This is a genomic window from Flavobacterium frigidum (genome assembly GCF_048286795.2).
This window is the reverse complement of the sequence record NZ_JBLVPT020000006.1, coordinates 114895-138955: the sequence shown is the minus strand read 5'-3', so window position 1 is coordinate 138955 and position 24061 is coordinate 114895. Positions and strand designations below refer to the sequence as shown.

The 24061-nt window shown below is 34.3% G+C and carries 23 protein-coding genes and 1 pseudogene; 15 read left to right on the top strand and 9 right to left on the bottom strand.

Annotated features, from left to right (window positions below):
* Window positions 1-30 precede the first annotated feature (30 nt).
* The 3 genes from ACNQGB_RS08815 (at window position 31) to ACNQGB_RS08805 (ending at window position 1494) form a co-directional block, all read left to right on the top strand.
* On the top strand, window positions 31-162 hold the full coding sequence (locus ACNQGB_RS08815) for a hypothetical protein (protein ID WP_417943474.1): 132 nt from the start codon (window positions 31-33) through the stop codon (window positions 160-162).
* A gap of 152 nt (window positions 163-314) precedes the next feature.
* Window positions 315-689, top strand: a complete 375-nt coding sequence (locus tag ACNQGB_RS08810) for a DNA topoisomerase IV (protein ID WP_309756784.1) — start codon at window positions 315-317, stop codon at window positions 687-689.
* 25 nt (window positions 690-714) lie between these two features.
* The gene (locus ACNQGB_RS08805) at window positions 715-1494 is read left to right on the top strand and encodes a TerC family protein (RefSeq protein WP_417943421.1); all 780 of its coding nucleotides are present in this window, start codon (window positions 715-717) and stop codon (window positions 1492-1494) included.
* 48 nt (window positions 1495-1542) lie between these two features.
* Here the strand turns inward: ACNQGB_RS08805 and ACNQGB_RS08800 are convergent, their stop codons facing one another.
* From ACNQGB_RS08800 to ychF, 6 genes are all read right to left on the bottom strand, one after another.
* Window positions 1543-4236, bottom strand: a complete 2694-nt coding sequence (locus tag ACNQGB_RS08800; protein WP_417943422.1) for a DNA gyrase/topoisomerase IV subunit A — start codon at window positions 4234-4236, stop codon at window positions 1543-1545.
* Complete coding sequence (locus ACNQGB_RS08795) at window positions 4236-5363, bottom strand: PDDEXK nuclease domain-containing protein (RefSeq protein ID WP_417943423.1); 1128 nt, start codon at window positions 5361-5363, stop codon at window positions 4236-4238. The genes ACNQGB_RS08800 and ACNQGB_RS08795 overlap by 1 nt, the downstream gene beginning before the upstream one ends.
* Window positions 5364-5413: 50 nt before the next feature.
* Window positions 5414-5599: a hypothetical protein gene (locus ACNQGB_RS08790; protein ID WP_417943424.1), complete on the bottom strand. Its 186-nt coding sequence runs from the start codon at window positions 5597-5599 to the stop codon at window positions 5414-5416.
* 11 nt (window positions 5600-5610) lie between these two features.
* Window positions 5611-7473, bottom strand: coding sequence for a DNA topoisomerase IV subunit B (locus ACNQGB_RS08785; protein ID WP_417943425.1), 1863 nt, complete (start codon window positions 7471-7473; stop codon window positions 5611-5613).
* A 174-nt stretch (window positions 7474-7647) separates the two neighbouring features.
* The gene (locus ACNQGB_RS08780) at window positions 7648-8169 is read right to left on the bottom strand and encodes an NADPH-dependent FMN reductase (RefSeq protein WP_417943426.1); all 522 of its coding nucleotides are present in this window, start codon (window positions 8167-8169) and stop codon (window positions 7648-7650) included.
* A 395-nt stretch (window positions 8170-8564) separates the two neighbouring features.
* Window positions 8565-9659, bottom strand: a complete 1095-nt coding sequence (gene ychF, locus ACNQGB_RS08775) for a redox-regulated ATPase YchF (protein WP_309755885.1) — start codon at window positions 9657-9659, stop codon at window positions 8565-8567.
* Window positions 9660-9953: 294 nt separating this feature from the next.
* Here ychF and ACNQGB_RS08770 point away from each other — a divergent pair, with 294 nt between their 5' ends.
* The 3 genes from ACNQGB_RS08770 to ACNQGB_RS08760 all read left to right on the top strand — a co-directional run bounded on the left by ACNQGB_RS08770 (window position 9954) and on the right by ACNQGB_RS08760 (window position 14311).
* The gene (locus ACNQGB_RS08770; protein ID WP_417943427.1) at window positions 9954-12821 is read left to right on the top strand and encodes a TonB-dependent receptor; all 2868 of its coding nucleotides are present in this window, start codon (window positions 9954-9956) and stop codon (window positions 12819-12821) included.
* A 96-nt stretch (window positions 12822-12917) separates the two neighbouring features.
* Window positions 12918-13658: a class I SAM-dependent DNA methyltransferase gene (locus ACNQGB_RS08765; RefSeq protein WP_417943428.1), complete on the top strand. Its 741-nt coding sequence runs from the start codon at window positions 12918-12920 to the stop codon at window positions 13656-13658.
* A 116-nt stretch (window positions 13659-13774) separates the two neighbouring features.
* Entirely contained in the window at window positions 13775-14311 is a 537-nt protein-coding gene (locus ACNQGB_RS08760; RefSeq protein WP_417943429.1) for a hypothetical protein, read from the top strand.
* A gap of 81 nt (window positions 14312-14392) precedes the next feature.
* Here the strand turns inward: ACNQGB_RS08760 and ACNQGB_RS08755 are convergent, their stop codons facing one another.
* A complete protein-coding gene (locus ACNQGB_RS08755) occupies window positions 14393-14743 on the bottom strand; it encodes a 4Fe-4S dicluster domain-containing protein (RefSeq protein WP_121925579.1) in 351 nt (116 codons plus the stop codon).
* Window positions 14744-14878: 135 nt separating this feature from the next.
* On the opposite strand from ACNQGB_RS08755, the gene ACNQGB_RS08750 reads away from it, so the two are divergent.
* The 6 genes and pseudogenes from ACNQGB_RS08750 (at window position 14879) to ACNQGB_RS08725 (ending at window position 19776) form a co-directional block, all read left to right on the top strand.
* Window positions 14879-15937 carry an acyl-CoA reductase gene (locus ACNQGB_RS08750; protein WP_417943430.1) on the top strand — a complete coding sequence of 353 codons (1059 nt, stop codon included), beginning with the start codon at window positions 14879-14881 and terminating at the stop codon, window positions 15935-15937.
* A 92-nt stretch (window positions 15938-16029) separates the two neighbouring features.
* A complete protein-coding gene (gene serC, locus ACNQGB_RS08745) occupies window positions 16030-17100 on the top strand; it encodes a 3-phosphoserine/phosphohydroxythreonine transaminase (RefSeq protein WP_417943431.1) in 1071 nt (356 codons plus the stop codon).
* 186 nt (window positions 17101-17286) lie between these two features.
* Window positions 17287-18237, top strand: coding sequence for a D-2-hydroxyacid dehydrogenase (locus tag ACNQGB_RS08740; protein WP_417943432.1), 951 nt, complete (start codon window positions 17287-17289; stop codon window positions 18235-18237).
* 94 nt (window positions 18238-18331) lie between these two features.
* On the top strand, window positions 18332-18895 hold the full coding sequence (locus ACNQGB_RS08735) for a DUF937 domain-containing protein (RefSeq protein ID WP_417943433.1): 564 nt from the start codon (window positions 18332-18334) through the stop codon (window positions 18893-18895).
* Between the two features lie 108 nt (window positions 18896-19003).
* Window positions 19004-19441: pseudogene (locus ACNQGB_RS08730) on the top strand (DUF6146 family protein).
* A gap of 32 nt (window positions 19442-19473) precedes the next feature.
* Complete coding sequence (locus ACNQGB_RS08725; protein WP_417943434.1) at window positions 19474-19776, top strand: DUF6787 family protein; 303 nt, start codon at window positions 19474-19476, stop codon at window positions 19774-19776.
* 12 nt (window positions 19777-19788) lie between these two features.
* On the opposite strand, the gene ACNQGB_RS08720 is transcribed toward ACNQGB_RS08725, so the two are convergent.
* Both ACNQGB_RS08720 and msrA read right to left on the bottom strand, forming a co-directional pair.
* Window positions 19789-20088, bottom strand: coding sequence for a hypothetical protein (locus tag ACNQGB_RS08720; RefSeq protein ID WP_417943435.1), 300 nt, complete (start codon window positions 20086-20088; stop codon window positions 19789-19791).
* Between the two features lie 46 nt (window positions 20089-20134).
* Complete coding sequence (msrA, locus tag ACNQGB_RS08715; RefSeq protein ID WP_417943472.1) at window positions 20135-20683, bottom strand: peptide-methionine (S)-S-oxide reductase MsrA; 549 nt, start codon at window positions 20681-20683, stop codon at window positions 20135-20137.
* 244 nt (window positions 20684-20927) lie between these two features.
* Here msrA and ACNQGB_RS08710 point away from each other — a divergent pair, with 244 nt between their 5' ends.
* From ACNQGB_RS08710 to ACNQGB_RS08700, 3 genes are all read left to right on the top strand, one after another.
* The gene (locus tag ACNQGB_RS08710) at window positions 20928-21590 is read left to right on the top strand and encodes an ABC transporter ATP-binding protein (RefSeq protein ID WP_417943436.1); all 663 of its coding nucleotides are present in this window, start codon (window positions 20928-20930) and stop codon (window positions 21588-21590) included.
* A 138-nt stretch (window positions 21591-21728) separates the two neighbouring features.
* A complete protein-coding gene (locus ACNQGB_RS08705) occupies window positions 21729-22493 on the top strand; it encodes a TIGR02757 family protein (RefSeq protein ID WP_417943473.1) in 765 nt (254 codons plus the stop codon).
* Window positions 22494-22694: 201 nt separating this feature from the next.
* The gene (locus ACNQGB_RS08700) at window positions 22695-24047 is read left to right on the top strand and encodes a DEAD/DEAH box helicase (RefSeq protein WP_417943437.1); all 1353 of its coding nucleotides are present in this window, start codon (window positions 22695-22697) and stop codon (window positions 24045-24047) included.
* Window positions 24048-24061: the final 14 nt, after the last annotated feature.

Below are 24061 nucleotides of genomic sequence, written 5' to 3'. Positions count from 1 at the left end.
TTTAATAACGCAATTTTTAATGAAACGCAATTGGCAGGAGTTGATTTTACATCAGCTTACAATTATAAAATTGATCCGGAATTTAATCCGATGAAAAAAGCGAAGTTTTCGACAGCAGGAATTATTGGTCTTTTAGACAAATATGATATTAAAATAGTTTAATCCTAAAAACAAATAAACAATAACTTGACTGTATAAAAAAGCAATTTCAATACCAAATATAAATTAGCCCTGATAGCAGTGGAAATCCTTTTTTGAGGCTTTTTAGCCGATGAAAAGATTGCAACGAATAGCAGGAAATAGCTCCAAAAAAAATGAAAAAAATAATTTTACTTCCCGCACTACTGCTCTTACTATCGTGTTACGATGCAGAACGCAACTGTAAGGACTTTAAAACCGGAAAATTCAAGTTTGATTACGAGGTCGAAGGTGTCAAGAAAACTACTCTTTTTGAGCGCAACGACAGCATCGAAATTGAAACTTTTGAAGGAAAGACAGATACTGCATCCATACGATGGGTAAATGATTGTGAATATGTTTTGCTTAAATTACACCCAAAAAATAGGGCGGAAGAAAAAGCTATTGGAATGAAAATCTTGACAACTACAAAAAATTCCTATACCTTTGAGTTTGGAATGGTTGGCTCTGATGCAAAACAAAGAGGCACCGTTACCAAAATAACCGATTAAATTGTATCACCTATAACGCTCTAACATGGAAGTATTTTTAAATCCTGATGCTTGGATAGCCCTTTTAACATTGACATTTCTTGAAATCGTACTGGGAATAGACAACATCATTTTCATATCAATTGCAACAGGAAAATTACCTGTAGAGCAACGAAAAAGAGCAACGAAAATAGGAATGTTCCTAGCTATGTTTATGAGAATAGCGCTTTTGTTTGGTATTAATTTATTGATACAAATGAAAGAGCCTTGGTTTCATATTGATTTGAGTTGGTTTTCTGCTGGAATAACTGGACAAAGTCTCATTTTATTAAGTGGTGGATTGTTCTTAATTTATAAGAGCACCAATGAGATTCGGGAAAAAGTAGATGAGAAAGGACACGAAGAAAAAGAATTAGGAAAAGCGGCAACAAAATCGTTTCAAAATGTAATTTTTCAAATTATCTTGATTGATTTGGTTTTTTCTTTCGATAGTATTTTGACAGCCGTTGGAATGACAAATGGAGTTGAAGGAGCTCTTTATATTATGATCACTGCTGTAGTTATTTCGGTATTAATCATGATGCAGTTTGCTGTACCGGTTGGGAATTTCGTCAACAAACATCCTTCTATTCAAATTCTGGGTTTATCTTTTTTGATATTAATAGGTATGATGTTGCTTACAGAAAGCGCTCATTTATCGAATGCTTTAATCTTTGGAAGCCACGTAACACCTGTTCCAAAAGGTTATTTGTATTTTGCTATTAGCTTCTCCTTACTAGTAGAAGTGCTGAATATGAAAATGACAAAAAATAAAAAAGTAAAGTAATCAACTTTAAAATTCATAAAAAAAGCTTCCAAATTTGGAAGCTTTTTTTTATTCTAACGTTAAGGTTATTTGACCATCATCGTCTAACTGAATCGATGAATCATCTGCATTTGTCTCTCCTCTCACCTCTAAATCTTCTGGAATAACTTCTACAGGAATATCATAAGGCAAAGGCTCTAGTAAGTTTACTTGTTTCAACTTATCGGTTGTCAATTGATTTCCCATAGCTTTGAATCCTTTTACCGCAATAAACGATTCTATATCTACCGTTATGGTCTCTTTTTGAAATCCTTTTATTTTTGGGAAAATCAGTTCTGCGACAGGACGGTAATCTGTGGAAACGATTTCTAATTGAGAATTTGGATGTTCTGTGATAAAACTCTCCTCTTTATTTTCGGTTTCCACCAAAAAACGTTTGATATAATACCGCTCTTTTTCGCCATCATAATAAATGGCTGAAATTGGTTTTTTAGGAATCCATTTTTCTAAAATCACCATATCTTCGTCAAAATGTGTCGATAATTCGGGTGTAATTGCTTTCAATTTTCCAGTTTGCGAAATAATTAAAATTTTGTCGCTTGGTCTAAATTCTCCAAGTAATTCGCCTCGCCCATCTACGTTTAATCGTTGAACAGTCTCGTCAAACCAAACTTTTCGTGGTAATAAAGTAGAAATCCCCTTCTCCTTTAATTCTATTTTTTTGATGGGATATTTGGTTACTAAATTCCCCTTAGAAGCACGTCCTTTTATAGCTAAACTAGCAAAATCAATATCGAATTTTAGTTTTTTAACAGTTCCTACTTGGCGCAGTAAAATAGTAATTACTTCTGCTTCACCATTTGGATTACACGAAAAATATACGACTTGAGAACCTGCAGTTTCATTGGTTAAATCGTATGCTTTGTCTCTGGTAACTCCTGAAACATTGAATCTTTTTATATATGAAGGCCCTGATTTGCCGTCACGATAAATCATGTTGTAAATAGTGCGCTTATCACTTTTGTCAAAAATAGCAATGTGAATAATATCTTTACCCACAAAGGTTTTCGCATCGACTTTGGTAATCATCATTTTTCCATCACGAAGAAAAACAATTACATCATCAATATCAGAACAATCCGTAACGTATTCGTCTTTTTTCAAGCTGGTTCCCACGAAACCTTCCTCTTTATTGACGTATAATTTAGTGTTTCTTAAAACCACTTTCGTAGCTTCAATATCATCAAAAATTCGCAGCTCTGTTTGTCGTTCGCGTCCTTTTCCGTACTTCTCTTTTAATTTGGTAAAATAGGCAATCGCAAAATCAATCAGATGTTCTAGATTGTGTTTTACTTGCTCGATATCACCTTCCAGCGATTCTATTTTATCTTGTGCTTTATTGCTATCAAATTTGGAAATACGCATAATTCGAATATCCAACAAACGCAGAATATCTTCTTCGGTAACGGCACGTTTTAAGTGTTTTGTATGTGGTTTTAAACCATCATCAACGGCTTTAATTACTGTTTCTTTAGTCGTCATTTCTTCGATGTCCCGATAGATTTTATTTTCTATAAAAATACGTTCCAAAGAAAGAAAATGCCATTGTTCCTCTAGTTCACTCAATTGAATTTCGAGTTCACTTTTTAACAATTCAACGGTTCTGTTCGTAGATATTTTCAACATTTCAGAAACCCCAATAAACAACGGTTTATTATCTTCAATTACACAACCTAATGGCGCTACCGAAGTTTCACAAGCCGTAAAAGCAAACAAGGCATCGATAGTCTTATCTGGAGACACACCTGGAAAAAGGTGAATTAATATCTCTACCTCAGCCGCAGTATTATCTTCAATTTTCTTGATTTTGATTTTACCTTTTTCATTCGCTTTCAAAATACTATCAATCAAAGTTGTCGTATTTGTAGAAAACGGAATTTGGGTAATCACCAACGTGTTTTTATCGAGTTGACCAATTTTGGCACGTACGCGAATACGTCCGCCACGCAATCCATCATTGTAATTCGACACATCAGCAATACCTTGTGTCATAAAATCCGGATACAGTGTAAAAGGTTTTCCCTTTAATATTTTGATTGAAGAATCGATTAATTCATTGAAATTATGAGGCAACACTTTTGTCGAAAGACCTACCGCAATACCTTCAGCTCCTTGTGCTAAAAGCAACGGAAACTTCACCGGAAGATTGTTCGGTTCCGCTCTTCGTCCATCATACGAAACGCCCCAATCGGTAATTTTTGGACTGTAAATAACTTCCAAAGCAAATTTAGACAAACGCGCTTCAATGTAACGAGAAGCTGCAGCACCATCTCCTGTTAGGATATTACCCCAGTTTCCTTGACAGTCTATCAGCAATTCTTTTTGACCAATTTGCACCATGGCATCACCAATACTCTGGTCTCCGTGAGGATGATACTGCATGGTGTGCCCAACTACATTGGCCACTTTATTATAACGACCATCATCTAATTCTTTCAAAGAGTGCATGATACGACGTTGCACCGGTTTAAAACCGTCTTCAATCGCCGGAACGGCGCGCTCCAAAATTACATACGAAGCATAATCCAGAAACCAGTCTTTATACATTCCTGTAACTTTGGTAATAGTATCGTTTCCGTCTTCTTGATTATCGTAAAAATGTTGGCTTCCAGAGGAAATTACATCGTCAAAACCCTCCTCAGCGCTTGTATTCTGATCGTCTTGACCTTCTGGTACTATGTTCTCGTCTTCTTCGTCTTTCATTATATTGATTCCGAAATTAATTGTATTAAATCCTCTCTGCTTGGCAGAATTGTTTTGTATTTACTGGCAAAAATTTGCTCGTTATTTTCTGGTAAAGTGTATTCTACAACCAAATCACTTTTGTTTTGGCAAAGAACAATTCCTATTGTTTTATTTTCGTCTTCCAAACGCATTTCTCTGTCGTAATAATTGACATACATTTGCATTTGTCCTAAATCTTGGTGTTTCAATTCTCCTATTTTTAAGTCAATCAGCACAAAACATCTAAGAATTCTGTTGTAAAAAACTAAATCGATTCGAAAATGTTTATCGTCAAAAGTAATTCTGTTTTGTCTTGCGACAAAAGTAAATCCGTGACCTAATTCTAGTAAAAAATGTTCAAGTTTATTGATAATTTCCTCCTCTAATTCCGATTCCGAATACTGATGTAATTCTGGTAAACCTAAAAATTCTAAAATATAAGGGTCTTTAATAAGGTCTTTTGGTTTCTCAATAATCTGTCCTTGTTCCGACAGTTTCAAAACTCCTGCAACATCTCGACTTAAAGCCAATCGTGTATAAAGAGCTGAATCATATTGTCGTTTTAATTCCCGAACACTCCAGTTGTATTTCTCAGATTCTATTTCGTAAAAACGTCTTTCTTTGTCATCGTCAATTCGCATTAAGAATGAATAATGAGACCATGTCAATTTAAAAATCGAAATCAGCGATTGCATAATTTCATTTTTAGAATTCATAGACTGTGTTGAGGAATTTGAATTCTCAAAATCCCTAAACATTGTCTCTGAATTATGAATTTGCAAAATCCTAGACACTGTCTCGGAAATTGAGTAAGCTAAATAAAACTTTCTTATATTCTCTAAATTTGCCACAGAAAACCCTTTTCCAAACTCAATTGTCAACTGCTCCGAAAGTCCTTTTAGTAATTGTTTTCCGTATTGAGCTCGTTCTTTTCCGCTTTGCTCTTCTACGACAATCATTCTTCCTATTTCAAAATAGGTATACACCATTGTTGAATTTACGGTACGCAAAACCTGTTGACGAGCATTTTGCAATAACGCGACTACTTGAGAAAATAAAATTTTATTTTGAGAATTATTTGAAACAGCATTTTCTTCGTCTTTCATTACATATTTTCTATTGAATAGTAATCATCTCAAATTTTGCGCTAAAAATGCTAAAAAGAATATTTTTCTTTACAAACATGCTCTTCCTTTGTAACCTCAATTCCATTTTTATCCATCTCTTTCTTTATAACTACACCACATTCTTTGTGATCATTACTCCTCATAATAAAAAAGGTAGTTGAAAAACTAATCACAAATAGTAAAGCGATAAGTAGTAGTGTTTTTTTTGTAGGCATCTTATAATTATTTAAACTTTCTCAATTACATCCAACTCCACCTTCAAATTCTTAATGATAAACTCTTGTCTGTCTGGCGTATTTTTACCCATATAGAAAGACAATAATTGCTCAATCGAAGTGTTTTTGTCCATCATAATTGGATCCAAACGAATAGTTTCTCCAATAAAATTCTTAAACTCATCTGGAGATATTTCCCCTAATCCCTTGAATCGGGTAATTTCAGGTTTTGGTTTTAATTTTTCTATTGCGTCTTTACGCTCTTCATCCGAATAGCAATAAATGGTTTCTTTCTTGTTACGTACTCTGAAAAGTGGTGTTTGCAAAATATATAAATGTCCTTCTTTTATCAATTCAGGAAAAAACTGAAGAAAAAACGTAATCAATAACAGTCGAATGTGCATTCCATCGACATCGGCATCGGTTGCAATTACAATGTTGTTGTAACGTAATTTTTCCAATCCGTCTTCTATATCTAAAGCGGCTTGTAATAAGTTGAATTCTTCATTTTCATACACAATTTTCTTGCTCATTCCATACGAATTCAAAGGCTTACCACGCAAACTAAAAACCGCTTGTGTATTTACATCGCGCGATTTGGTAATAGATCCAGAAGCCGAATCTCCCTCTGTGATAAAAAGCGTACTTTCTAAATTCCTAGGATTTTTAGTGTCTGGAAGATGCGCTCGGCAATCTCTTAATTTCTTGTTGTGTAAATTCGCTTTTTTAGCGCGATCAGTTGCTAATTTTCGAATACCAGAAAGCTCTTTACGTTCTCTTTCAGCTTGAAGAATTTTTCGCAACAGCGCCTCTGCCGTTGGAGGATTCTTGTGCAAGTAATTATCTAATTTCGTTTTCACAAAATCATTAACAAAAGTACGTACCGAAGGCATTCCAGGTTCAGAACCCATATCTGTCGAACCTAATTTGGTTTTAGTCTGCGACTCAAAAACTGGTTCCATTACTTTAATGCTAACGGCCGTTACAATTGATTTTCGAACATCCGATGCTTCAAAACTTTTATTATAAAACTCCCGAATGGTTTTTACAATCGCTTCTCTGTAAGCCGCTAGGTGCGTTCCTCCTTGAGTGGTATTTTGTCCGTTAACAAAGGAGTGATATTCTTCGGAATATTGCGTTTTGCTATGCGTTAGGGCGATTTCAATATCACCTTCTTTGAGATGAATGATAGGATATTCTAAATCCTCAACATTTATAGTAGCTTCTAGTAAATCTTTAAGACCGTTTTCAGAAAAATATTTTTCGCCATTAAAAATGATGGTTAAACCATTGTTTAGATAACAATAATTTTGAATCATCTTCACTACATATTCCATACGGAATTTGTAATTCTTGAAAATGGTTTCATCAGGAGTAAAAATAACCTTAGTCCCTTTTCGTTTGGTAGTGTCTATAATGTCTTCTTCGAGAACCAAATTTCCTGCGGAGAACTCGGCTGCTTTTTGTTTTTCATCTCGAACAGACTCTACTCGGAAATAATTAGATAGCGCATTGACCGCTTTAGTACCTACTCCGTTTAGACCAACTGATTTCTGGAAAGCTTTTGAATCATATTTTCCTCCAGTATTCATTTTTGACACTACGTCAACCACTTTTCCTAGCGGAATTCCACGTCCATAATCCCGAACAGTAACCGTTTTGTCCTTAATTGTCACCTCAATAGTTTTTCCGGCGCCCATTGCAAATTCATCGATACAGTTATCGAGAACCTCTTTGACCAAAATATAAATACCATCATCTGCTGAAGAACCATCTCCCAGTTTTCCGATGTACATTCCGGGACGCATGCGAATGTGTTCTTTCCAGTCGAGTGACCGAATGTTGTCTTCGGTATATTGATTTTGTTCGGACATTTTAGAATTTGTGGATTTTAACTTCGTTCAGTTCGGTCTTTACGATACGCAAAGCTCTCGAGTGTGCTAATGTAATGTAATTCGATAAAATTTAAAATAGGAAGCCACCAAAGTTATCAAGAATAATATTGACATTTTCTATTGAAAGATTGAAAAATTAAAAGATTGAAAAAATTAAAAAGTCTTAACAAGCTCTTTCAACTGATTATCAAATTCCGTCTTGGAAATTGCACCTTTTTCTGTATCAAAATTAGCCTCGAAACTTGGTAATAAAAACGTTGCTTTTACATTCCCTCCATAAAAAGGAAAGGCTTTTTTAGCGATTTCTAAAACGTTCGCACCACCTCTTGCGCCTGGTGAAGTTGCCATCAATAACATTGATTTTTCCTGAAAAACCTTAGCATTTATCCTAGAGCACCAGTCAAAAATATTCTTGAAAGCTGCTGAATAATTTCCGTTATTTTCTGCCATTGAAACTACTAAAATACCTGCTGTGGAAATTTTATCTAGAAATGCTTTTGCTAAGTCGTGTTGACCAATTTCTTTTTCGATATCAACCGTAAATATCGGCATTTGGAAATCATTTAAATCCAACACCTCAACCTCAGCATTTTCAAATAAATGCGCTGCGTAAGTTGCTAATTTTTTATTGATGGAATTTTTACTGGGGCTTGCGCCAAAGGCTATAATTTTCATGACGATTAGTTTTTCTTAAAAGTAGTGAAAATAAAATAGCAACAACATAATTAGCCACAGATTCCCAGATCTCAAAAACTGTGTAAAAACTAAAATCTAATATCATATTTTAATATTGAACTAAATTTATTTGCCGCAGATTTAACAGATTAGCGCAGATTAATTCGTTAGGTAATTTTAAAAATCTTTTAATCCTTGCAATCTGTGGCAAAAACTCTTTTTACTATTTGCGACAAAATATCTTTAGTATTACTTAAAAATAAAAAACGAAATTTTATTTTTCCTAGATCGATTTCTACCCCAGATTGCAAAGGCAAGCTGGATTAGGTACAAAAAAAGTCGAAAGCTATTGCTAACTTTCGACTTTAAGACTTTCGGCTTTAGGACTATTTTACTTAGACATTAAATCTAAAGTGCATTACATCACCATCCTTAACGATATATTCTTTCCCTTCTACTTTGAATTTTCCGGCTTCCTTGCATTTAGCTTCAGAACCGTACTGAACGAAATCCTCGTACGCAATAACTTCGGCACGGATGAATCCTTTTTCGAAATCAGTATGAATTACTCCTGCAGCTTGTGGCGCAGTAGAACCCACATTGATGGTCCAAGCTCTAACCTCTTTGACACCAGCGGTAAAATAAGTTTGTTGCTTCAATAATTTATAAGCTGCGCGTATCAAAACAGATGCTCCCGGCTCCGTCAATCCCATATCTTCAAGGAAAACCTGACGCTCTTCATAGCTTTCTAATTCTGTTATATCAGCCTCAGCACCTACAGAGAGTACAATAACCTCAGCATCCTCATCTTTTACTAATTCGCGAACTTGGTCTACATATTTATTTCCGTTTACTGCTGAATTTTCATCTACATTACAAACGTATAATACTGGTTTTGCTGTAATCAATTGAAACCCTTCCATCAAAACTTCCTCGTCATTGTTTTGAGGCGTAATTGTTCTAACAGATTTTGCTTGCAATAACGTTTCTCTAATTCTGTTCAACAATGTTTCTTCAACAATTGCTTCTTTATTACCAGTTTTAGCAGCACGTTTTACTTTTTCTAAACGTTTTTCAACATTTTCTAAATCTTTTAACTGCAACTCGATATCGATGGTTTCTTTATCACGAATAGGATTTACATTTCCATCAACGTGAACTATGTTATCGTTATCAAAACAACGTAAAACGTGAATAATCGCATTACATTCTCTAATGTTTCCTAAAAACTGGTTCCCTAAACCTTCTCCTTTACTAGCTCCTTTTACCAGTCCTGCAATATCTACAATATCAACAGTAGCCATTTGTACGCGCTCTGGCTTTACTAATTCTTCCAATTTTTCTATTCTGGAATCTGGAACATTTACGACACCTATATTAGGTTCGATGGTGCAAAAAGGAAAATTGGCACTTTGCGCTTTGGCATTAGATAAACAATTGAACAATGTTGATTTTCCAACATTAGGTAATCCTACAATTCCTGCTTTCATATGTAGTTGGTATTTATTTTAATGAAATAATATCACTTAAACTCCATGTTGTATTCATTAAGAATAAGAATATATAAATTTTTGTTCTAGTATACGTAACTAAAAACATCTTACTATTTGTTCTAAAAATCTGCAAATATACCATTTTTATACTGTTTTAAAATGTAAAAACCATAGTTTAAAATAGGCTGAAATATTTTTTGTAAAAAATTGTACGAAGCGCCAATATTGTGTTAAAAAACAATTATATTGCAATTAATTATAAAGCAAACAAAAAACCAAACTCAACTTATTATGAAAAAAATTGCATTATTATTAATTTTACTCAACTCTTCGTTTCTTTTTGCACAAAAAGATGTCTCGGGTGTTGTAAAAGACAATACCGGTAACCCTTTACCCGGTGTAAACATTATTGAAAAAGGAACTCGAAACGGAGTTTCTACTGATTCTGATGGATCGTACAAGATTAAAGTGAAGGAAGGCGCTACTTTAGTCTTCAGTTATGTAGGTTTTTCTAAACTAGAAAAAGCTGTTACTGCTGCAGTGATGAATGTTAGCTTATCTGAAGAAGGCGGACAAAACCTAAACGAAGTTTTTGTTACAGGAACCAGAACGGCACCAAGAAGTAACACTACATCAGCACTTCCAATAGATGTATTGTCTTCAAAGGATCTGACTTCGACTGGTCAAGCTACCTTTGACAAGGCGTTACAGTACAAAATACCGTCTTTTAACACGGTACAAACTCCTGTTAATGATGCTACATCTTTATTAGATCCTTATGAAATAAGAAATATGGGACCAAGTAGAACATTAATTCTTATCAACGGGAAGCGTAAAAACATGAGTTCTTTACTCTACACGCAAACGTCTCCTGGACGAGGTGAAACTGGATCAGACATTTCTGCGATTCCTACCGATGCTATCGAAAGAGTAGAGATTCTTCGTGATGGAGCATCTGCTCAATACGGTTCTGATGCTATTGCAGGGGTAATGAATATTATCTTAAAAAAGAATACTAATTATGGATCTGCAACATTAAGATCTGGAATAACTTCTGAAGGTGATGGTGAAATGATTGGAGTAAGCTTAAATAATGGTTCTACTGTAGGCGATAGAGGCTTTGTAAACTATACTATCGATTTCTCTAAAGTTAGCCTAGCAAACAGACCCGGAAAAGTAGATGGAGGAACAACAAATTTAGGATCTGATGATGAGTCTCCATCTGGTGGAGAATATATGGATTTTGTTTATGTAAATCCAAATGATCCTGATAATTACGTCAATGGTGCAACACAAGCATCTATCTTAGCAGACAATGCTGCTGGACGTCAACAAATTAATAGCTTTTTAACAAGATCCCCAGATGCCGGAAACGTCAATGGATCTCCAGAAACCGCAGCAGCTAAATTTTTAGTAAATGGTGGTATCAATTATACCGAAAACACACAACTTTACTACAATGCGGCTTATGTATACAAGAAAGTGAATTCTTTTGCAAACTATAGAACTCCTTATTGGAGAACTTTAAATGATTTCCCATACTTACTAAATTTATTTGGAGATGGTGTAAACGCAAGTTCTTATGTAGGATATGTACCTACGTTTACCGGAGATTTAAACGATTACAATGCAACAATAGGTTACAAATCAGTAAAAAATGATTGGAATACCGATGTAAGTTTAACAACTGGTGGAAATAAGCAGACTTATACGGTAAGTAATTCTCATAACAGATCTAAAGATGCAAATGGTGATTTTATTTACGGTGGTTCTACTCCAATTACTTTTAGACCAGGTGGAACATCGTTTAATCACATCGTGGGTAACATAGATATTTCAAAGGTATTATCCGACAAAGTAAGTATTGGTTTTGGATCTGAATTCAGAACAGAAAATTTTGAAATCATAGCTGGAGACGAAGCCTCGTACGTAGGAATTGGTGCAGATTCATTTCAAGGAAATACTCCTGAGAATTCAGGTAAATTTAATCGTTATAACTTAGGTGGTTATTTTGATCTAGCTTACGATGTTACTGAAGATTTCTTAATCAATGGAACCGTTCGTTATGAAGATTATAGCGATTTTGGTGGAGCTACAGTTTGGAAATTAAGCTCGAGATATAAGTTTTTAGAAGATAAAATAACACTTAGGGGTTCTCTTTCTACAGGATTTAGAGCACCTTCATTACACCAAATTTATACCCAAAAATCTCAATCTTCTTTCCAAGCAGGTGGAGCAATCGTTGTAACTGGATTAATAAATAACGTTTCATCTGCAGCCAGACAAAATGGAATACAAAAACTTGATTCCGAGAAATCCAAAAATTTAACTTTAGGATTTGGTTTAAAACCATCTAAAGATTTTTCTTTTACTTTAGATTATTACAATATCAAAGTTAAAGACAGAGTGTTATTGAGTAATGAAATTGCTTTTGAAGATACATTTGATTCAGATAAGGGAATTTATGTACCAACAAATCAGCAAAGTTTTTTTGTAAACGGTATGGATACTAAAACTTCAGGATTGGACATAGTTGCTAGTTACAAAAACATAGTGCTTGGCGCAGGAAAACTGGCTCTTAATTTCTCTGGAAATTATACATTTGTAAATGAAAGAGACGGAGCGGTAAAAGATCCCGAGAGTGTTAAAAATCTAAAAGGGAATTCTAACATTATAGATGGTAAAGAAGTTTTTGTTTTAGAAGGCCAAACCATCATTGATGCAACTCAAGAAGCGTTACTTTTCACTTCTAGACCAAAATTTAAATATATTTTAGGTGGAGATTATGAAATAGGTAAATTTGGTTTTTCTTTGAATAATACTGTTTTTGGACCTACAAAATTCAAAAACGCAGGTATGAGCGACGATTTAAGAATCGAATTTTTAACTAAAGTAGTTACCGATTTAGGAGTTACTTTCTCTGCAACTGAAAAATTAACCTTGGCATTGAATGTAAACAACTTATTGAATGTACTTCCTGAATGGAATTTCAAAGCAGAAAATGCAGCTGGGACAGCTATTTTAAACGACCCTGCTCAAGTAAAAAATCAATCTAACTTAATTACTTTTAACCAGCGTTATTCTCAAATGACGTATGATGGATACCACTTTAGTCAATTAGGAACTATGTTTAATTTATCTTTAAACTATAAATTCTAATAGCGTTATATAATGAATTTAAAAGGACTGTTTCACAACAGTCCTTTTTTTTTTTGGATAATTTTTATTAATTTTAGATACAAATACACCATTATCATGGCAAATCTTTATGACGAAAAAATGGCGCCAATTTTTGATGCCATGTACCAAACCTTTATTAATTACGATGAAGAATACCAATTCTACAATCACCTGATTACGCAGCTTAATTGTAAAACTGTATTAGAAATTGGCAGTGGTACTGGAAATCTCGCCAAAAGATTCCTTGAAAATAATCAAGAGTATATCGGATTAGATTTAAGTGAAAACATGATAGCTCTTGCCCAAAAGAGAAATAAAAACGGAATTTTCATGCGGGGCGACATGAGAGAATTTAAACTAGATACTAAAGTGGATTGCGCACTCATTACGGGACGCTCCACCAGTTATTTAATAACAAATGATGATGTACAAGCTGCCTTTCGATCTATTTCTAAAAACCTAAACAAAGGAGGAATACTCATTTTTGATTTTATTGATGCCAATAGATTTATTCCTTTCATAAAAGAAAACGAAATCATACTTCAAGAAGCAGAGCATGAAAAGGTTAAATATTTTCGAAATAGTAACTGGAAAACTACCTCGGCAGAGAACTTTATGCTGGAATGGACCGCACAATATTACACATTGAAAAACAATAAAAAAGAAGTAATTGCCGATGATTTTTCTATAGTGCGCGTTTTTACTCTAAATGAAATACAATTATTTTTATTTTTAAATGGTTTCGAAATTATCCAGACTATTGACCGCAAAACCTATGCCTATGACACCTATGTTATTGTAGCAAAACAGATTTAAAAACATAGTATTACTTCTCTTTGTGGTAATTATATAATTTTAGACCATAATTCCATAACAAGCTAAAGCTAATGAAGGTGTACATTTGAAATATATTAATCTTATAATTATCTATTATGAAAACTATAATTCTCGGAATGGTTGCTTTTTTATTTTCAATAAATAGTCAAGCTCAAATTAAAAACGTAAAGTCTGAAGTAAAAACAACAGTTACGACTGTGAAAAATTCTGATGGACAAAAAAAATCAATAAAAACACAAGAAATAAAAGAAGTTCAAAAAATTGAATTAAAAGATGCTGGATCGAATGCTTTAAACAAAGAAATTAAGGCAACACCAGTTGAAGTTACTGCAATTACTAGTGTTACCACTAATGGAGTTACAAATATTGTAGATGTTGATAGATCTGCTTATTACGATTTTAATGGGGTGAAATACCAAGTAAAGTCAGCTGAGAGTGGTTATAATTTGTACCTACCTAACGCGGAAAAGGCTGCTGTATTAAGAAAAACATCCAACAACAACTATATTTATAATTCTAATACTAAAACCTCATACGGATACTTTGATGGAAATGGTAATTTAGTACTCGAATCTTATGATGCAAAAACAGATACTATAACAATAGAAACTTTTAACATCATCAAAAAATAAATAGATTCATATTAAAAAAAAATCCTGTTCAACTACTTTATAGCTGAACAGGATTTTTTGTTTTAAAATTAAATCTTACAATTATTCGTTGTGTAAAAAAGCCTGTCTATTTAGTAAAGTTTCTTCACTTTCAACATGATTATCATCTGGTATACAGCAATCTACTGGACACACAGCAGCACATTGTGGTTCATCATGAAAACCTTTACACTCGGTGCATTTTCCTGGTACGATGTAATAGACTTCGTCCGAAATTGGAGTTTGAGCTTCATCGGAGTCAACTTCAGTACCATCAGGTAAAATTATTTTGCCTTTCAGTTTGGTTCCATCTTTGTATCTCCAATCATCAGCTCCCTCATATATTGCTGTGTTTGGACACTCTGGTTCACAAGCACCACAATTGATACATTCATCTGTTATTATTATTGCCATTTTGTTGTAGTATTTGATATTGAAACTAAAAAAAACCGAACTCAGTAACTTTTGACTTTAAGACTTTTGACTTTCGGCTTATTAAAGCTTATTTTTGTACAAAATTACAATCAAAACTATTGATAAGCAAACATTATGACATTAGAAACAAAAAAAAGTGTTTTTGTTGAATTAGGTAGATTCTTAAGTCAATTTTCAGAAGATAAAACTATCAAAAATCCAAGTGTTTTGCATAATGAGGCGTTTTTTGATGATTTTACTGCATTAATAAAATTATCTCAATCGCATAATGGCTGGTATACTCCTGATAACGTCTATTTCTCCATACAATCTTGGGCAGAAGCACTGACAGAAGAAAGCTTAAATCAATGGCTTACAAGCTATACAATTCCAATTCAAGAGTCTAAAAAAGTCGCTTTAATTCTTGCCGGAAATATTCCGTTAGTAGGTTTTCACGATTTCCTTTCGGTTTTGATAACTGGAAATAGTGTGTTGGTAAAAACATCCTCAAACGACCAACATTTATTGCCTTTTTTAGCAAAATACATCATTGCGGTTCAACCAGAATTAGCTAGCAATATTACGTTTGTAGAGGGAAAATTAGAAAATTTTGATGCAGTCATTGCTACTGGAAGTAATAATACAGCGCGTTATTTTGAATATTATTTTAAAGATAAGCCTGCTATTATTCGAAAAAGCAGAAACTCTATTGCGATTTTAAATGGAAACGAAACTACCGAGCAATTAACTGCTTTGGGAGAAGATATATTTCGCTATTTTGGACTAGGCTGTCGTAATGTTTCGAAAATTTTTGTTCCAAAAGGATATTCTTTTACTTCCTTTTTTGAAGCTATATTTATATATCAAGATATCATACATTACGAAAAATACGCTAACAATTACGATTACAATAAAGCCGTTTTCTTGATGAGCAATTTTAAGTTATTAGATAATGGTTTTTTAACGATAAAGGAGGACAACAGTCATGCGTCTCCTATTTCAAGTGTTTTTTATGAGTTTTATGATGATATCAATGCTTTGAAAACAAGACTACAATCCGAAAGCGACCAGATTCAGTGCATTGTAAGTGATGGCATTATAGAGAACAGCATTGGTTTTGGAGAAACACAAAAACCTAAATTGTGGAGTTACGCAGATAACATCGATACAATTGAGTTTTTGTTAACAATTTAGTAGAAAGAACTGCGATTATTTCGAATTAATTAACGCCTTTTAAATTACTATTCCCGAAATTTGCTTTTTAATTTTTGGATTCAAACTACACCATGAAAAAACACAACTACAGCGCAGGACCTTGTATTTTACCACAAGAAGTTTTCGAAAAATCAGCACAAGCAATTTTAAATTTTAACGATTCTGGTTTATCACTTTTAGAAATGTCGCACCGCAGCAAGGACTTTGTTGCCGTAATGGAAGAAGCACGAACAATTGTTCTTGAACTTCTAGGACTTGAAGGGAAAGGTTATCAAGCCTTATTCCTATCTGGAGGAGCAAGTTTAGAATTTATTATGGCACCCTATAACCTAATGAAAGAAGGTGGTAAAGCTGCCTATCTTGATACAGGAACTTGGGCAGCCGCGGCAATAAAAGAAGCTAAACTTTTTGGAGAAACCATTGTCGTTGCTTCGTCAGCAGCTGAAAACTACAATCATATTCCAAAAGGATATGCAATACCTACAGATGCTGATTATTTTCATTGCACGAGCAACAATACCATTTTTGGTACTCAAATGAAAGAGTTTCCAGCAACTAGCATACCTGTTGTATGCGACATGAGTTCTGATATATTTTCAAGAGTTTTAGATTTTTCAAAATTTGATTTAATATACGCTGGAGCTCAAAAAAATATGGGACCAGCAGGTACTACTCTAATTGTTGTAAAAGAAGAAATACTAGGCAAAACCGGTAGAATGATCCCCAGTATGTTGGATTACACCAAACATATTAAGGCCGAAAGTATGTACAACACACCTCCTGTTTTTCCGGTTTACGCATCATTATTGACCTTGCAGTGGTTGAAAAATCTAGGTGGAATTGCCGCTATTGAAAAAATAAACGATGCAAAAGCAGCGTTACTTTATACCGAAATAGATAGAAATCCTTTGTTTAAAGGCGCTGCAGCTGTTGAAGATCGTTCTAATATGAATGCTACTTTTTTATTAAATGATGAAACGCATGCCGCAACTTTTGATGCAATGTGGAAAGCCGCAGGAATATCTGGATTACCAGGTCACCGTTCTGTGGGCGGTTATAGAGCGTCTATGTATAATGCATTACCGCTAGAAAGTGTTCAGGTTTTAGTAGATGTGATGCAAGAACTAGAACGTACCGTTTAGTTGTGAATGCACTGTTTCAAAAAAAATAACTCCAGAATCCTGAATCGCTAGCCCCGATTGAAATGAAAATCCTTTTCTGTTTTTTCTTTAAAAACATAAAAGATTGAAGTGGAAAGCGGGAAATAGCTCCTAAAAAAAATAAAATAATAGAAGGATCTTTTTGGTTCTTCAAAATGATATAAAAAAATGAAAGTATTAGCCAACGATGGAATTTCAAAAAGTGGAATTCTAGCTTTAGAAAAAGGTGGATTTGAAGTGATCACTACAAAAGTTGCTCAGGAACAAGTTGCTAATTTTGTGAATGAAAACAGCGTTTCTGTGGTTTTAGTTCGTAGTGCAACCAAAGTGCGTCAGGATATTATTGATGCTTGCCCAGGGTTAAAAATCATAGGTCGTGGCGGTGTAGGAATGGATAATATTGATGTGGATTATGCTAAAAGCAAAGGCATTCATGTAATTAATACTCCTGCTTCTTCATCAGAATCTGTTGCAGAATTGGTATTTGCTCATTTATTCTCAGGTGTTCGTTTCTTGCATGATTCTAACAGAAATATGCCTTTAGAAGGCGATACTAATTTTGAAGGTTTGAAAAAAGCCTATGCTAATGGGATCGAGTTAAGAGGAAAAACCCTTGGTATAGTAGGAATTGGCCGTATTGGTCAAGCTACCGCTAAAATGGCCCTAGGTTTAGGCATGAAAGTAATTGCTGCAGATAGTTTTATTCCGCAAGTTGATGTAACGGTTACATTTTTTGACGGGCAGTCTATTACAACCACTATCGTTTCTCAATCTTTAGAATCTCTATTTAAGGAAGCGGATTTCATTACTTTACATGTGCCTGCTCAAGACGGTTATATTATTGGTGAGAAAGAACTTGCGATAATGAAAGACGGAGTAGGAATTGTAAACTGTGCTCGTGGCGGAGTTATAGACGAAGTGGCCTTAGTAAAAGCACTCGATAGCGGAAAAGTATTATTTGCAGGATTGGATGTTTTCGAGAACGAACCAGCTCCAGAAATGGCTATTTTGATGAATCATAAAATCTCATTAACACCGCATATTGGTGCTGCAACTGGAGAAGCTCAAGATAGAATTGGCATTGAACTAGCCCAACAAATTATTAGTATTTTGGGCTAATGTTTTAATGAAATAAAATGTAGTAAAGGGATTTATTTTTAAGGAATAAATCCCTTTTTTTATTAGATTTGGTATCTAAACAAAACCAAATCCTATGTTAGAACAATTAGCACAATTAGCACAACAGTTTGGAGTCGAGTCGGTTGTTAAAAACAACGCCATTCCAAACGAACAAAATGAAGCAGTTATAGAAGAAGCTGGAAGCTCCATTTTTTCTGGTTTACAGAAAATTGCAGCAGAAGGCGGTGTAGAACAATTGGCTTCTTTGTTTCAAGGAGATAATGCTCAAAACGCTTCAAATCCTGTAGTTCAAAAGCTTACTGAACAACTTACAGGTAGTCTTGGAGAAAAATTTGGTATTAATGCAGATGCGGCATCGGGTGTTGCAGGAAGTTTGATTCCTAAAATCTTGGGTTCCTTAGTAAACAAAGCAAAAGACCCAAATGATAGTAGCTTTCAAATCTCGGATATCATTGCAGCTATATCTGGTGGAGGAGCACAAGGCTTTGGAATTATGGATGCTATTTCAAAATATGGTGGACAGCTTGGTTTGGATCAAAATGCCGACGGTAAAGTTGATATCAGCGATGCAATGTCAGCGGTTACAAATAAAGGAGGCGGATTAGCAAGTATTCTTGGAAAACTTTTTGGAAAATAAAAACACTCCGATTACATAAAAATCACCTACCACAATAGGTGATTTTTTATGTTAAAACGCTTTTAGTAAGCCATTTAAATCTGTAACTTTATATTCAAATTTTTGATTATGAAAAATAGCCTTTATCTCCTAACCATTATTGTTGTTGTTACTTTTTTTAGTTGTAATACGCCAAAATCTGCAGTTCCGAGTATGGATAAATCTATCGCTACAAAAGGTGATACAATACGAATTGCAAACGATGCTCTCGAGTATGAGGTAATTATTATTGATGCAGGATTTAATTCTTGGCTAGTTTCAAGAGCTTTGCCTAGAAACTATCATTCGCAATCTTTTTTGGAAAACAAAAATAGATTTTATATCACCTAATGGAATAATCGCGTTTTGCAACCACAACGTTTCGATCCTAATTTATATGAAATGACAATCAATTATGACCCAACTGTTGATTATGGATATGAAGTGAATTATTTGATTTATAATTATATGATTTATTTTCAAAACACATTTAATCAAAAACTTTTTGGTTTTGTCCCGATCAGATAATGTTACTATATTTGTAATCATTATAAATAAAAATGGACAAACTAAAACAGCGTTGGGGCATTGAAACTAATTTTCAACTCACCATCATCTTTATTGTTTTTGCGCTAACCGGGTCGGCATCGGCATGGTTATCAAAACCGTTTTGCATTTGGCTCGGCATTACAAAAGGCGATCTAGGCTACTGGTTTACGCCCGTTCGATTGCTTCTAATTTTTCCTATTTATCAACTTCTTTTGGTTCTGATAGGTTTTCTATTTGGGCAATTTAAATTCTTTTGGGCTTTTGAAAAAAAAATGTTGAAACGATTCGGATTTGGATTTCTTTTCAAATCATAAAAAACGCCTCGATCAAGAGGCGTTTTTGTTTTTTATGAGGTAGTTGTAAATCCAGGTTAGGGTAAAAGTTGGAATAAAATCTGAAAAGGGTAAAATCTCTTCTAGAAAAGTTACTACTCCGCCTATTTTCCCCAGAGTTCCTTTATACATCCAAGTCATCAAGTAACCGGCTAAAGGAGCCCAAATAACATCTGAAAACTCACCAAGAAACGGAACGGTAAAGGAAAGAATTCCAATCATGTCAAACAGAATGCCTAAAAAAAGGTTTCTTGATTTGTTATTTACTTCACCAACGGATATTTGTTCTGCCATAGTATTTAGATTATTAGTTCAAATCTACGTGCAAATCTAATGCCAATTATTTCTTGAGTTTATCTTGATATACTTTTTTAAGTTTGTCAATTTTTGGTGTTATGACATAACTGCAATACCCTTGTGATTTGTTCTGATTGTAATAGTTTTGATGATATTCTTCGGCTGTATAAAATATGCTTGCTGCCGAAATCTTAGTTACAATAGGTTTGCCAAATGTATTCTCACTAGTCATTAGAGCAATATAATCCTCAGAGATTTGTTTTTGCACAGCGTTATGAAAGAAAATTTCACTTCTATACTGCGTACCAACATCAGCTCCTTGACGGTTTAAAGTAGTGGGATCATGAGTTGCAAAAAATATCTCCAAAAGTTCTCCAAAAGTGATTTTTTTAGGATCAAAAGTAATTTCAATAGCTTCGGCATGACCCGTATCACCATTACAAATTTCTTTGTATGTTGGATTTAATGTTTTTCCTCCAATATACCCTGAAACTACTTTAGTAACTCCATCCAATTCTAAAAAAACTGCTTCTGTACACCAAAAACATCCCCCTGCAAAGGTGGCAACTTCCAATTCGTTTTGTAATTCCATAGTTATTATTTCTTTACTTTTTGGTAACATACCATGATTTGCCTTTGCAAAAAATGAAAAAGGCAATAGGGCCAAAAAAACTCCAATTATTTTTTTCATACCGTATTAATTAAATTCAAATTTATTCATAAAATCAGTGTGGCAAGATCCTCTTAACTAAAGTTTATAGTTTGTCAAAGCAAAATAATAGGAGTTCCATTTTATAATCATTAAAATCTTTGTTTCTTTGTGAAAATAGTCCCAAATGATACAGGCCAAAAACTTACATAAATATTACGATCAACTTCATGTTTTAAAAGGAGTTGATTTACACATTCAAAAAGGAGAAATTGTCTCTATCGTGGGTGCCTCCGGAGCAGGTAAAACTACGCTATTGCAAATTTTAGGAACTTTAGACAAACCCACTCTTGAAAGCGGAATTGAGTTGCGCATCAACAATGAGGATATTTTGACCATGAATGACAAGACCTTGTCTAAATTTAGAAATCTAAATTTGGGTTTTATATTTCAATTTCATCAGTTGTTACCTGAATTTACCGCTCTAGAAAACGTGTGTATCCCCGCTTTTATTGCAAACAAACCTAAGGAAGAAACAGAAGTAGAAGCAAAAAAATTATTAACGTATCTTGGTCTTTCGCACCGTATGAATCACAAACCCAATGAACTTTCTGGAGGTGAGCAACAGCGCGTAGCCGTGGCACGAGCACTAATTAACAAGCCAGCAATCATTTTTGCAGATGAACCATCAGGAAATCTGGATACTGCATCGGCCGAAAATTTGCATCAACTCTTTTTCAAATTACGAGATGAGCTCGGACAAACTTTTGTAATTGTAACCCACAACGAGGAACTAGCCAATATGGCCGACCGAAAGCTAGTCATGGTAGATGGTTTAATTAGTAATTAGGAGCTATTTCCAGCTATCCACTCTATCTTTTTATTTTTGAAAATAAAAATAAAAAGGATGCCGTTCCTATCTGGGCTACAACCTAAAATAAACAGAAAAATCGTTTTAAATTACATAGGTACCAAAGTCCTTTCCTGTATGAATCCATCAGATCTTAAAGATTTTCTTGACGAAAAAGTCCTGCAATACAACACACTCGATTTCATAGAAAGTGATCCCGTTCAAATTCCGCATTTATTTACACAAAAAGAAGATGTTGAAATTGCTGGTTTTCTGAGTGCAACCATTGCCTGGGGAAATCGCAAAATGATCATCAAAAACTCTCATAAAATGATGGATTTAATGGGAAATGCACCATATGATTTTGTTATGTCGCATTCTGATGCGGATCTGCAACGCTTGGATACTTTTGTTCACCGAACTTTTAACGGAATCGATTTTGCTACTTTTATTAGGAGTTTAAAAAATATTTACGAAAACCATAATGGCTTAGAATCTGTATTTGCCCAAAATAAAGAATCTGCAACTATGCAAAAAAGCATTACCGAATTTAAAAAGATATTTTTTGAAATTCCCCATGAATATCGGACTCAAAAACACGTTTCAGACCCTTTGAACAATTCAGCAGCCAAGCGAATCAACATGTATTTAAGATGGATGGTCCGTCAAGATACCACTGGCGTCGATTTAGGAATTTGGAAAAGCATCTCTCCTGCTGCCTTGTCTTGCCCCTTAGATGTACATTCTGGAAATGTAGCTCGGAAACTAGGATTGCTAACAAGAAAACAAAATGATGGTAAAGCATTAACCGAATTGGACTTAAAACTTCGGCAGTTCGAATCTTCGGATCCTGTAAAATATGATTTTGCTTTATTTGGATTAGGTGTATTTGAAGGTTTTTAAAAACTAATTCTGATACAAAAATAAGAAGTGCTGTTGTAGTAAATTGACACCGATTATAGCCTGTTTTTTAATCTTTCAATCTAATTGTAATAAGCAGTTCCTCATTAAATACAGTAGCTCAGACTCTTTCGAAAACAACAATCCCAGCAACGAATGCCAGTATCCTCATAAAAAACGTATCTTTGCACAAAATTTAAGCAAATGAGTACTTTCGAACAATTCAATCTCCCTAAATCTGTCCAAAAAGCAATTGACGATTTAGGATTTACTTCTCCAACTCCTATCCAAGAAAAAACTTTTTCTGTGATAATGTCAGGAAGGGATATGATGGGAATTGCGCAAACTGGAACTGGAAAAACATTTGCCTACCTTTTGCCTTTATTGAAATTATACAAATTTACTTTAGGACACACGCCTAAAATAGTAATTCTAGTTCCTACACGCGAACTTGTAGTGCAAGTTGTAGAGGAAGTAGAAAAATTGACAAAATACATGTCAGTTCGAACTATTGGGATTTTTGGTGGTGTTAATATCAACACGCAAAAAACTACTGTTTATCAAGGATGTGACATACTGGTGGGAACTCCGGGAAGAATCATGGATTTAACATTAGACAATGTGATTCGTTTTGAAGACATGCAAAAGTTAGTAATTGATGAGTTTGATGAAATGCTGAATTTAGGGTTTAGAACCCAATTGACCGCTATCCTGGCTATGATGCCAAAAAAGCGTCAAAATATTCTTTTCTCAGCTACAATGACAGATGAAGTAGATGCTATTTTGAATGATTATTTTGATTATCCCGAAGAAGTTACCCTTTCGGCTTCTGGAACACCATTAGAAAACATCAAGCAAATCACCTATAATGTTCCCAATTTCAATACCAAAGTTAATCTTTTAAAACACTTATTAGAATCGAACGAAGACATGAGTCGCGTTTTGGTTTTTGTTAATAACAAGAAGATTTCAGATATGCTTCACGAGCGCATCGAAGAGGATTTTGATGGTCAATTTGGTGTCATTCACTCCAATAAATCACAAAATTATCGTTTGAGTACGATGGCATCCTTCCAAGAAGGAAATCTTCGTGGTTTGATTACTACAGATATTATGGCGAGAGGTTTGGATATTTCTAATATCACTCATGTCGTGAATTTTGAAATGCCAGAAATGCCAGAATTATACATGCACCGTATTGGTAGAACGGGCCGTGCTGATGCCACTGGAACGGCAATCAGTCTTATTGCTCCTCGTGAAGAAGAGTTCAAAGTAGAAGTAGAAGTGCTTATGAATATGGAATTATCGATTGAGTCTTTTCCAGAAACAGTGGAAGTTTCATCAAAACTAATCGAACCTGAAAAAGACAGACAACCTATTAAGTTTTTGATGAAAAAACAAAAACTAGAGGGAGATGGTGCTTTTCAAGAAAAAAGTAAAAAGAATAAAAAAGTCAATTTGGGTGGGCCTGGAGTTACCAAGAAAAAAACGCATGGCTCCGTAAATCGAAATATGCTTAAAACACGAGACAAAAAGAGAAAAGACAAAAATAAATAAGACTTTCAAAACTT